Source organism: Vibrio sp. 10N.247.310.23 (assembly GCF_041467155.1).
Taxonomy (GTDB): Bacteria; Pseudomonadota; Gammaproteobacteria; order Enterobacterales; family Vibrionaceae; genus Vibrio; species Vibrio crassostreae_C.
The window spans coordinates 1-11,828 of sequence record NZ_JBFSTZ010000048.1 but is presented as its reverse complement, the minus strand read 5'-3'; the positions used below and the strand labels follow the sequence as shown (position 1 = coordinate 11,828).

Genomic DNA, 11,828 nt, shown 5'->3' with positions numbered 1-11,828 from the left:
TTTCCGATGACACTAGGCAGCGTCCCTTTGATTACATCGAAATATCCAGACACTTCCAATCCAAGTATGCCTATTTCGTACTGCCCGAAACCGCCCCCTATTTACGTGCAGATTGGCTTAAATATAGGCTACTGGGAACCTTACTCACTCGTGGATGTGACTCGCGTACCTTATTGCATGGTGAACATGGGAATGCAACTGAGCACCAGTAACAGTCAGCAACTCGGGGGCGCTCAGCACGATTCAAGTAGTCAGACCAGCGGTGACGCTTTCTATCACGTGCACTGGTACAAATATCCGGTGATTTACTGGCTGCAATTGATGCAATCCGCTGCTTGTATGGCAACCGACAACTTTGATGTCGCGTACATAACCGAACTCGACCCCTTTTGGGACGATGATGAAATGTCTTTCATTTTAAATCCCGAAGCAATTTTGTTCGGTGATCCCATGACGCAATTAGCCTGCGTCACAGAAGCGATGGCGACGACGACGGGGCGAGTGCTGCCTTTTGATGCGCTCTTTTGGTGTTTAGGCTCACAGGGAGGAGCGTATCCACTGACGGGGAATAACGATTACTCACATACCGGGCCTCAAGTCGCCACACTAACGATGCAGCGGTTTAATTTTAAATTGCACCGTCAAGGTATCGTATGGGAGACGCGAGGAGAAGATGGCGCCATTTGCTACCAATGGCCGGAGCCTATCTTGCCAAAAAGTCGCTATCGATATCAATTAGCGGCGCCGATTGGAGATGCGGGTAACTGCTACCCCTACGGCACGACCTCAACCTTGTGGGAGCAAGGTAAAGATAACCCCACAACAGGCGGTAACTTTGGTTTTGTAAACTGGCGAAAACGTAACTGTGTTTTCTTATAAATTAGGATTCGATATGAACAAAATTCTGTGTTTTTTATCCCCAAACAGGCAACCAAAAACCTCTGACGACATGCTCATTGAGTTTTTACAGCAGTGCCGCATACAAGGCATCCACTTTTTATTTCAGACTTCTTCTATTGAGCATCAAATTAAGACGCTCATCCAATCACTCAATTTATCATGCAGCGACACCCAAACACGGTTAAACGCACACTTAACGCCTATCTCTACTTCCAATCTTGGTACTGCTGAGTTTTTCACGTCCATGAATCATGATGAGAAACAAGCCTTTCCATGCCAAATGTGTGATAAGTGCGCCCCTGAATTATTTAAACACTACGGTTATCGCGTGGCTGACCATAGTTGGTGCAGTCAGTGCCATCAAAATGGCGAATGCCTTGATATTGCACTGATTGAGCATTATCGAAAACACGGCATCAATGATGAAACCATCCATCACAAACTACCAAGAGCTCGGTGGAGCCCAAGAGGTGAGCCGCTCAAGCACCAATCACTTAAAGACATTGAAATGGCTTATCAACCCGTGTTTGAGGCGGCGAGGCAAAATACGAATACGGTGAAATAACCCTCTGGTGTAATAAGCCACAAGAACATTTTTCATAACGGGTTCAACCCCATTAGCGGTTAAAAACACACGACCAATCACCGTTCGATGATGTCCATCATCGATATAAAGCTCACCATCAATATTGCAAAACTCATACTTCTGTTTCTTTTCTTCAGACTTATAGTAATCCGGCGTTCTTTGAAGATCTCGCATACGCTCGAAACAACGCTTAAGACCATAAGGGGCATCTGTGCAAGGAAATAAATCCAACCACGTTTTGCCGGCATATCGGGGATCTAGACTTCCCACAACATCGGCAAGATGCACATCCGTGACGTGCCAATGATTACCTTCGGCATCAATAGGTACTTTGTCATGACTCTGAATCCCTTGACGAAGTACGTGATGAGCAAAAGGAAGTTTCGCCACTTCCGCCTGAGTAAATTCGGTTTTCATCAAAGTCCTCTTTCATTTAAAAATTGGAGTCATTATGAGAAATATTCTTCCCTTTCTCTCGTCAAAACCAACGTCATCGGTGAGTTCACTACTTGCCTTCTTGCAACAATGCAAAACGCACAAAATACACCTTATTGCTAAAGCGAACAGTAACAACAAACATCAAATCCGAGCGCTGCTCAAGCCACTTCGCTTATCGCGCCGTGACAGAAAAACGCTCATTCACGATCATTTGACCCCGCTATCGAAACTCATCATCAACCCTGATGATATTTACTGCGCCATAGAGCATAACGACCAACAAGCCTTTCCGAGTCAGATATGTGACAACTGTGCTCCTGGATTATTTAAGCACTATGGTTACAGGGTAGCCGACGCGGGTTGGTGCAGCCAATGCCACGAAAGAGGTGAGTGCCTTGATGTCGCACTGATTGAGCATTATCGAAAATACGGCATCGATGATTACACCATATGCCGATATCTGCCAAGGAAACGTTACCAAAGCAATGTTTGCCCTTTGCCCTTGAGGTATCAGTCCATTGACGACATCGAGAAAGCTCACCAAACGCTGTTTAACGCGTTTAAGATCCAGAAGAGATTAGGAGACTCAACATTGTTGGCAAGGTAGCCGGTGCGTTCAAGCCTGTGATTTAAACACCCGCGTCGATAGTTTTGACGTCGCCTCTTCACTCAACGAAATAGCACACAAAGGAGGCTCTATGCCATTTTGTGCCAAAATCTTATTTGCGCTGGTCATACTGTTCGCAAGCCCTTTATCCCTTGCCGACATAGGTTATTCTCAAGAGGAGCTTAAAGCCCTCGCCAAGCGCGAGCAAGCCGTAACAGAGCCACCGAACCACCCAAACGAACTGGCCGCCATCATTGAGCGCAGTCAGCAACATAAACACGAAGCGTTAACGATGCATCAACACCTTGATAAAGCATTGCAAGACTCACCGCTGGCAAGTGTACTGGGCACACCACAGGCCAATCCTCACAAAAAAGCGCACGGTGTCATGGCGTTTGTGTCACTTTCGATGCCAGACCACGCGTTCCAGCAATTACTACAACAAAGTCAGACCTACCAGGTGCCTCTCATTATTCGAGGCGTGTTGCCAGAGGGTTTTGTGCCAACAGCTTCACGCATCACGAAGTTATTAAAAAGGCCGGACGGACGCACCATTAACAGCGGCATTGCCATCAGCCCCGCGTGGTTTAACCAGTTTAATATCACTCATGTACCGGCTTTTGTCGCCATCAGTGATCAGTGCAGTGAAACTCACTGCGCCGCCAATGACTATGACATCGTTCACGGGAATATCTCGATACCGAGCGCGTTGAATATTTTAAGTCAAGGGGACGTCGGGCATATTGCTCAGCGCGTTTTACAAGGCACTCCCAATGAGTAAACTCAAACGCATCTTTAACCACCTCCCTCTCTTTGCCACTTTGTTTATCGCCACTCACGCGTTAAGCGCCTCACAAGAGCACACCTTTTACGAGCATGTGGATTGGGCGAAAAATGCGCCAAATGAGGCCTACGCAGAGATGAGCATCGATTTATCTGACTTTTGCAGCGACAACAATCCTGATTGCGACAATCAAATTCGAAATCCAGATGAAGCAAGCATGAATGACGCTCAAATCACTGACCAATCCACAACCGAGTATTACAACAACGAGCAGGCTCAAGCGGTGCAGGAGGGGTTTAACAACAACAGCGCTCACATTGACCCAAACGATGACACCTATCGATTCGCCACCCTTGGCATTGATAACGCCTATGAAATCAGCCACGGTTTATCGAATCAATACGCAGATTGCGACAGCGGTACTCAATGTAATATCGATTACATCCCAAGAAGCTGCCTTCAACCAACTTATGATCTTGTTCCTTGTTTTGAACTCCCAACCGCGACAGTGGCATTGGGAACGACCCATAAAAAATGCCTATCCGGTTATACTTTAAACGGTCTAACATGTAATAAAACCTCGAATGTATGTCGGTATAACAAGAACAATAAAGCCATAGAAATAAGTGGCTGGATCACCTATATATGGGACGGCATAGAATATAGTGGTTACCAATTTAATACTGGTGATCACGGTGAATTTTCGTTAGGTGAGCGTAAATACTATACAACTGAAGATGATGCTGATGATATAACCGAGTATGAGGTCTGTAAAACGACACAATATTCGTACCCGGTCACGTTGCACTGCGATTCAGGCTACACCCTCTCTGGAGGGCAATGTATAAAAAACATCATATCTTGGTCAACCACATGCTCACTCACCAGTGAGTGTAAACAAACTCACCGTACCTGCATCGAAGGTCCAGAAACACGAGTCATTAATGGCGTCTCCACCACGCTCGATTGCTGGAAATACCAACTCGACCATCAATGCGACCGCCCTGACACTTGCGCTTCTCTCCCTACGGACTGCACCACGACCTCAAGCGCGTGCAGCCTCATGCAAAACGGCATTTGCATAGAGCAAGAGTTTAATATGTCTTGCCCTGAACAAACCTGTAGTGCGACAAATCTTATTTGCGGTGAGACTTCTTTTTGTCTGGATGGTGACTGCTTTGAAGAGATGGCGACGTTTGATGACAGCTTTGATGAAAGTGCGTCTGCCCTGGCGGCGCTCGCCGAAGCCGCTGATGGGCTTGGCGATCCCCCGGTCATATTTACGGGGCAAGGAATGCAGTGTACCGACAAAGCCTTTGGTTTTGCTGATTGTTGCAAAGATAGCGGCTGGGGAGCCAGCCTCGGACTGGATGAATGCAATGAAGAAGAAAAAGCGCTAGGACAAGCCAAAGAGCAAGGCATCACTATCTCGCTTGGAAGTTATTGCGCCAGCTCGGTTCTTGGTGTGTGTACCCGTAAGAAAAAAACGTACTGCGTATTCGACAGCAAGCTCGCTCGCATCATCCAAGAGCAAGGCTCACAGGGTCAACTTGGCATCAGTCTCGGCACTGCACAAAGCCCAATTTGCGGGGCTATCACTCCTGAACAACTCCAAGAAATAGACTTCGAGATATTGGATTTCTCCGATTTTTACGACGATATGCACGACGGTACAAACATTCCTTCAGCACAAGAAATCCAAGACCGCCTACAAAGCGCTTACGAGCAATAATGTTTGTTAAAAACGGAGCACAAACCACCCTAGCTCCTTATTCACACAATAAGTAATTCATTGATATAGGAAAATGCAATGAACACACCGTGGCATCGCTTAGAGCGATATTTAAAAACACTATTTCAATTCATCATACTACCGTTAGTCGTGACCATATCGATACAAATACTCTGTTTCATTGGGGTGGTGTATTACGCTTTTGCTTATTACCCCATTCCAGAATCGTATTCAACATTCTCACTTTCTGATTGGCAAAAAACTATGAAATGTCTCTGGCAACTGTCTTTGGAGTACACAGCCTTACTGCATTTTTTCATAGGTATAAGCATTGTGATTTACCTCTTCGCTCAAAACAAAGCAAAGAGCTTATCCACAGAATTGGAAAATCCCCCTCTCGATGCTGAGCAAAACTCATCGTTAGGCAAACAGTCACCAACGCCATAGTTTGACCAAAATAAAATAATGATCACCACAAAAAACGCCCAAATAGCCAACTTATGCATATCGCACCTTCAACATCTATCTCATTAACCCTATCAAGAGCCCAAAGCATAACCAATAATAATATAAGGAAATATCATGTATTCATTGCTGTTACTGGCCTTAACCGGATTTGCGCTCACCCTCATCCGGCACATCTTATTTAAACGAGCACTCTACAAACTCAAACAAGACATGCAGTTGCATAAGAAAGAACACGGCAATGATGAAGCACTTTGGACGCTCTTTAACTCGCGCACTGAGAAGATGTTGCGCTTTTGGCAATAGAAGACAAGGAGAAAGCAATGAACACGCCGTGGCATCGCCTAGATGCTGAGCAAAATCTATCAGCGCCATAGTTTGGCCATAATAGAAAATGGCCACCACACAGCGACACTGAACCATCGAATCATGAGATATCCACCATGGCACATTTATCCACAAAAACGGTGAACAACTCAATTAACCGATTAATAATCAAATCCCTATCGGTCGTGTTGTTGTCTTTGTTTACCTTTCACAGCCTCGCCAGCGAGACACCCAAAGGCTGGCGATGGTACAACGAAGCCAAACCCCAAAAAGTAAAGCCTAAAGAAGAGGAGCCAGCCCTGCCACCCAACAGTGTTTCGACGGTGATGAGCGCTACCGAACAAATGCAGTGGTTTCACCGTGAGTTTGACGAGGCATTAAATGACGCCACCATCAATCCAACGGATGAGGAAAAGAACCTTAAGGTGATGAGACTTAAGAAATTCATTGATGAAAAAACCACACAAACGGGCATGACATTCAAGAAACTCATCACCGAAAACCCTGAGTTGTCATACACCAAAGACCGCCCCACAGAACAAGCTGCACGAGACACTTATTATCAAACGATTAAGGTTAAGAACGAAGCCAGCGTTCGCCAGCTTGTTCAGGAAGGCTGGGGAATTTACTTTGTCTACGAGGGCAACGACGCTCTTTCTCAAACGTTAGCCCCCTCCGTACAAGACTTTGCCAATCGTTACCACATCGACCTTGTAGGCATAAGCAAAGATGGACACGTTTTTGACGTCATCAAAGAAAATCACATCGATAACACCGGTCGCGTACAAGTGCGTTACACGCCAGCCTTAATGCTGGCCAACATTCACACCAAAGAGCTTAAACCCCTCGCTTACGGTTTTATCTCTCAAAATGATTTGCTCTCCCGCTTTCACAACGTCGCTACGAACTATCAAGTCCCTGACTTTTAACGACGGACTCTTTCAAGGACATCACAATGAACACTTTTATTCGTATTCTGCTTTTGAGTATGGCGATGACTTTCGCCTCAATATCACCGGTAACAGCTCAAACCATGGCGGGTCAGTACGCTTTGGTTTTGTTTCATTTCAGCCAGTGCAGTGAATGTCATCAATTTGCGCCCACCATGAAACAGTTTGAGCAGGCAACTCAACTCCCTGTCTATGACTTCTCTTTCGATGGGCAACCTATTCCAGGCTACAGCACGCCGATACCAGCAACACCGGACATCACCACCGCTTTTTTTGGTGATACCAAAAATGCCATTACCCCCGCCACCTTTTTAATCAACGTCAACACGGGTAAATACGTTCGCATCAGCGAGGGAAATGTGAGCTATCAAGCCCTATTGAGTAGCTATCAAAACATCAGAGCCAGCGCCTCAACCATGGAGAGTTTGCGATGACCCCTTTAAAACCTTGCTCTGTAGTGTTACTGGCGTGCTGCTCATGGCAAGTACACGCCAGTTTAGGCAGTTCAATGTCAGACTTTTTTAACGACTCAGGCTTTAATAGCAACATCACCAACCCAAGCGCTTATGAGGGACAATCGGCGACCTACTACAACGCAGGGAGCTTGTTCTCACGCACGAAAATTCAAAACATTCAGCTGGCGTCTATCACCTTACCTTCCGTCAGCGCAGGGTGTGGCGGGATTGATGCGTTCATGGGGGGATTTTCGCACATCAATTCTGACCAACTGGTCTCATTTGGTAAATCGGTCATCGCCAACGCCGTCCCCTTTGCCGTGGACTTAGCGCTGCAAACCTGGGCGCCCGCGATTAAAGCGAACCGCGATAAGCTGCAAGCCATTGCTGACCAATTCAACACCACCTCAATGAACTCCTGCCAAATTGCGCAATCGGCCGTCTCTGGATTGGCCGCCTTTGCAGACGGTGAAGCCAAGCGTCACGCCTGCTCGACACTCGGTACACAACGTAATGCATTTTCAGACTGGCTAGAAGCGCAGCACGAATGCAGCAGCGTCGGCACCAACCAAAGCACGTTGGCCAGCAATAGCGACGAGGCGACCGCTCACGCCATCAAGGTCAACTTAAACGTGGTGTGGGATGCGTTAATGAAAAGCAGTTACCTAGAAAGCAACAAAGAGGTCGCAGAATTTATTATGAACCTGACGGGGACTGTCATTTATAACTCAGAAGGGACACCAAGTTACATTCCGTCGATGATAGTCGGTAACGACACCGCCATCGATACCATGCTCAAAGGCGGCACTTTGGATTTATACCGCTGCCAAAGTACCGATACCTGCTTAACGATGAGCCTTGGAAACATAACGTTAACCGAAAGCCACGCGTTTAACGCCAAAGTGCGTCAAACCATCGATACCCTCTACGCCAGTTTACAGGCCGACACGCCCATTACCGACTCAATAAAGAGTTTCATTGAACTCAGTGATATCCCCATTTTTGCCATGCTCATTGATGACGCGCATTTAAACGTCTCACCAGAAAGTCATTTGTATTCTGAAAGCATCGCCGCCGATATCTTGTACGCGTATTTAAACAACATGGTCATGATGGTGAATCAATCCATCGCCAACCTTTCATCAGTCAACCCTGCTGATGTCGCGCGCACCTTTGAGTCTATCGATACCGTGCAAGCTTACTTACAGACGGTGCGTTTACGCAGCAAAGAAAAACTCAATAAACACCTAGCACTGACGGAGCGCTTAAAGCGAAAACGTTCACTGCTTGACCAAGCCGCCAGTGATGCGTCCATCGCAAACCTCGCCTTTGGGCATTAAAGAAACAAAGGATATACAACTATGGTACTGGATTTTTATACCTACGGGGCGGGCGCTCAAATGCAATACGCATTAAATGCGGTCGCCACGTTTTTCACCACCACCACTTTTGGGAGTTTGGTTGAAACGGCCTTACAACTCTCTTTCATCATCGCCGCGACCCTGTTTCTTCTTTATCGAGACGCCAAACATGTGATGCGATTTGCTGTGATATTTCTGGCCATTCCGACGTTTCTTATCAGCATGAAAGCCACCGTCCAAATCCAAGACGCGCAAAATCCGATGCACTCTTATTCGGTCGATAATGTCCCCTACATTGTCGCGATACCAGGATGGGCGGCCACCACATTCATGCACGGCCTCACCCACGGCATAGAAACCGTGTTTAGCTCAACCGATGATAGAAGTTATAGCACCTCTGGAATGGTCTTTGGCTCTGAGCTTTACACTCTGGTGCGCAGCACCAACGCCGAAACCCTTTCTCTCCAGCAATATTGGAAAGATTTTTATCACAACTGCATTGTGGGCGATATCCGCATCAACAAGAAATACACGATGCAAGACATCTTACAAGCCGACGACTTGCTCGCTTTTTTACAGGGGCAATCTATGTCACCAGTGCGCGGCCTCTACAACCCAAGCGGTACTTACCAAACTTGTCAAACCGCCTTTCCTGATATCGTCACTCAGTTTAACGCAGAGGCGGACAAAACCATCAACAAACTGGGCGCTTACATTTTGGGGCGAGAAAATTCAATTGAGTTGTCATTTTTAAAAAATGCCGTTGAAAACAGCCATCAAGATTTAATTGGCGTCAGTAATAACGCGGTCGATATTCTCAAGCAAAACATGGCCATCAATATGACGCGCTGGAACATTGAAAATAACCGCAATAGTGTCGCCGCAAATTACGCTTACACCGCCAACCAAATGCAAACAACCAGCATGTGGGCGAACATCGGCTTGCAAGCCAAAGAGTTCATTCCAATGATGCACTCCATCGCGCTCATTTTGTTTGTTTGCTTCGGCTCTATCGTTGTGATTATTGCACTATTGCCCCACATGGCCTTGCCCGTATTAAAAAACTATTTAAGCAGCTTTTTCTTTCTTGCGACGTGGCCGATGATATTCACTATCCTCAATGCGATTATGATGTGGTTTTTACAGAGCGCAACCAACGGCGCCACACAGGGACTGCATGGCATTACGCTCTCCAACATGAATGGGATTGATTATGTGAATACACGCTACGCTGCGATTACTGGCTACCTCATGATGTCAACGCCTGCGATAGCGATGGCATTAACCAAAGGGGCTAGCGCGATGATGAGCAGTCTCAACTACCAACTGGCAGGTATGATTAATCAAACCAACGCCCGCACTTCGGCAGCGGCTTCATCGGGTGACATCAGCCACGGCAACACGCAGATGCAAACGCACACATTTAATAATGTGAATGGCAATAAGCTCGATACCTCCACCTTACTCAAAGAGCACGGCACCACCACGCAAGGCTCGGATGGAATGCTGACCACACAATATGGCGATAAAACGGTGTACGACACTAACCCTACCGCCTCAAACTTCCAGTGGAATATGAAATGGGACAGCCAGTACAGTGAAGCGGTACAAGATACCTACAACCAAGCCCAAACCAATCTATCCTCCAACCAAGCCGCGCTCTCTAATAGTGCGCAAAGCGGCACGCAGCTTATGGCCGATTGGAAAGACACCGCCAGCAAAAACCAGAGCTACGGCTTAACGCACGGACACGGGGCAAGCGCTGCGGCCACCAAAGGGCTAGAGCTGATGAGCCAGTCAACAGAGCAAGTGATGGCGGCAACAGGGTGGAGTGAAGAGAAAGCCAACGCTTATCTGCATTCGGCTTACCGCGGGGTTGATGGGGACTTTGGGGTTAACACCGAAGCTCTGGGCGGCGTTGTGGGGATGTTGAGTCCTGTCAAAGCAGGCATCGACATTTCAACGGGTCAAAAGTGGACAGAAGAAGACCGTGAGACATTAAGCAACACAACCAGCGAGCAACAAAGTCAAATCCAAGCCGCGATTGAGTCTTACCGCTCAGGCGCTAACCAGACCATTGATGCGAGCAACCGCCTCACGGCTGATGAACGCCATTCAGAGGTGGGCACTTACGCAACGGGCTTTGCGGCTAACTTTGGTGAGACGCAGCAACTGATGAATACGACCACCAAATCGCAGCAAGAGGTAGACACGTTGAGCCGAGCCAACAGCCTAGAGCAGCGTGAAATGGCCAGCCTGACGGAGAAACTGGAGGTGCCGTTTCAGGAGTTTGTTGAGGCAGGGCACAGCAAAGAAGAGGCCAAACAAATTCTTACTGGCAATAACAGCGAAGCTCGTCAAGGTCGTGCTAATTTATGGGAAGAATTTAAACAGACCGACGCCTTTAAAGACTTTGTGCTGGCCAGCGTGCCGTCAAAAGAGGCGCACGACAATCACTTTAATGGTGAGCCGACTCAAGCTGAGTGGCAGACAATGGTTGGCGAGCAACACAAGGGGAAAGCGCTGAGTCAGACCAGCGAGGCCATTTTAAACCAACATGAGCAACGGGGCGGCACGGAGACATACTATACCCCTGAAACGCACACACAAATTGTCGATGATACGCGCGAGCAATTTGAGCGTACCAGCGCTCATGTGGACGCGCCCGCTTCACTGCAAGAGACCGATAAACAAACGCGAACTTAACCAGGCGAAAGTGCGGTGAATCCTTACACCAAAAACGATGACATTTCGCACAATCACTGGTAATATATACAGGTGAATAATGGAGGGTAAATGATGAAGAAATGGATCGTATTAGGATTAACCGCACTGTGCTCATTTTCAGGGTTCGCGGCAAACCCCTTTGATGAAAATATAAGTAGTAAAAACAACCCCGCCTCGATGCGTTACTACATTGAACATTATCAAAATACCGACAGCCAAGAATACAAATACATATTAGTGAGTGTTCGAGCCGCTGCCGATGCGGTAAGTTTTTACACCATGCGTTTAGATGCCCGCAACCAACGCATTGATTATTGCTTACCAATGAGTGACCCCGCCAATCGTGAAATATTGTGGAGCTGGAAAACTGAAGATTTAATTTCGATGATGAACAATTATATTGAACAAAAACCGTCTTTCAAAAAGTACGGTAAATTTGGCATTGGGGGCAGTATCGCAAGCTATCTCGCGGCGGCTCTTAAAGAGCAATACCCTT

12 protein-coding genes are annotated in these 11,828 nt (G+C 47.1%); 9 read left to right on the top strand and 3 right to left on the bottom strand.

The window, feature by feature from the left end:
- The coding region (gene traU / locus AB6D93_RS22875) for a conjugal transfer pilus assembly protein TraU (RefSeq protein ID WP_372159198.1) at positions 1 to 879 on the top strand (879 nt) is incomplete at its 5' end.
- A 325-nt stretch (positions 880 to 1,204) separates the two neighbouring features.
- Here the strand turns inward: traU and AB6D93_RS22870 are convergent.
- Both AB6D93_RS22870 and AB6D93_RS22865 read right to left on the bottom strand, forming a co-directional pair.
- The gene (locus AB6D93_RS22870; RefSeq protein ID WP_276605697.1) at positions 1,205 to 1,336 is read right to left on the bottom strand and encodes a hypothetical protein; all 132 of its coding nucleotides are present in this window, start codon (positions 1,334 to 1,336) and stop codon (positions 1,205 to 1,207) included.
- 54 nt (positions 1,337 to 1,390) lie between these two features.
- On the bottom strand, positions 1,391 to 1,903 hold the full coding sequence (locus tag AB6D93_RS22865) for a hypothetical protein (protein WP_133154278.1): 513 nt from the start codon (positions 1,901 to 1,903) through the stop codon (positions 1,391 to 1,393).
- Between the two features lie 34 nt (positions 1,904 to 1,937).
- Between AB6D93_RS22865 and AB6D93_RS22860 the strand changes: the two genes are divergently transcribed.
- The 3 genes from AB6D93_RS22860 to traN all read left to right on the top strand — a co-directional run bounded on the left by AB6D93_RS22860 (position 1,938) and on the right by traN (position 5,047).
- On the top strand, positions 1,938 to 2,531 hold the full coding sequence (locus AB6D93_RS22860; RefSeq protein WP_102332409.1) for a hypothetical protein: 594 nt from the start codon (positions 1,938 to 1,940) through the stop codon (positions 2,529 to 2,531).
- A 91-nt stretch (positions 2,532 to 2,622) separates the two neighbouring features.
- Positions 2,623 to 3,312 (top strand): type-F conjugative transfer system pilin assembly protein TrbC, encoded by a 690-nt coding sequence (gene trbC, locus AB6D93_RS22855; protein WP_102332410.1) that lies wholly within the window; start codon positions 2,623 to 2,625, stop codon positions 3,310 to 3,312.
- Positions 3,305 to 5,047: a type-F conjugative transfer system mating-pair stabilization protein TraN gene (gene traN / locus AB6D93_RS22850; protein WP_102332411.1), complete on the top strand. Its 1,743-nt coding sequence runs from the start codon at positions 3,305 to 3,307 to the stop codon at positions 5,045 to 5,047. The genes trbC and traN overlap by 8 nt, the downstream gene beginning before the upstream one ends.
- A gap of 642 nt (positions 5,048 to 5,689) precedes the next feature.
- On the opposite strand, the gene AB6D93_RS22845 is transcribed toward traN, so the two are convergent.
- Positions 5,690 to 5,962, bottom strand: a complete 273-nt coding sequence (locus AB6D93_RS22845) for a hypothetical protein (protein WP_371979964.1) — start codon at positions 5,960 to 5,962, stop codon at positions 5,690 to 5,692.
- Between AB6D93_RS22845 and traF (AB6D93_RS22840) the strand changes: the two genes are divergently transcribed.
- The 5 genes from traF (AB6D93_RS22840) to AB6D93_RS22820 form a co-directional block, all read left to right on the top strand.
- Entirely contained in the window at positions 5,956 to 6,768 is an 813-nt protein-coding gene (gene traF / locus AB6D93_RS22840; RefSeq protein WP_102332414.1) for a type-F conjugative transfer system pilin assembly protein TraF, read from the top strand. The two genes, AB6D93_RS22845 and traF (AB6D93_RS22840), sit on opposite strands and share 7 nt — an antisense overlap.
- Before the next feature lie 26 nt (positions 6,769 to 6,794).
- Positions 6,795 to 7,223 carry a conjugal transfer protein TraF gene (traF, locus tag AB6D93_RS22835; RefSeq protein ID WP_102332415.1) on the top strand — a complete coding sequence of 143 codons (429 nt, stop codon included), beginning with the start codon at positions 6,795 to 6,797 and terminating at the stop codon, positions 7,221 to 7,223.
- Positions 7,220 to 8,584, top strand: coding sequence for a conjugal transfer protein TraH (locus tag AB6D93_RS22830; RefSeq protein ID WP_102332416.1), 1,365 nt, complete (start codon positions 7,220 to 7,222; stop codon positions 8,582 to 8,584). The genes traF (AB6D93_RS22835) and AB6D93_RS22830 overlap by 4 nt, the downstream gene beginning before the upstream one ends.
- 21 nt (positions 8,585 to 8,605) lie before the next feature.
- On the top strand, positions 8,606 to 11,311 hold the full coding sequence (locus AB6D93_RS22825) for a conjugal transfer protein TraG N-terminal domain-containing protein (RefSeq protein ID WP_102332417.1): 2,706 nt from the start codon (positions 8,606 to 8,608) through the stop codon (positions 11,309 to 11,311).
- A 90-nt stretch (positions 11,312 to 11,401) separates the two neighbouring features.
- Positions 11,402 to 11,828: hypothetical protein (locus AB6D93_RS22820; RefSeq protein ID WP_372159197.1), on the top strand; the 427-nt coding region annotated here is incomplete at its 3' end.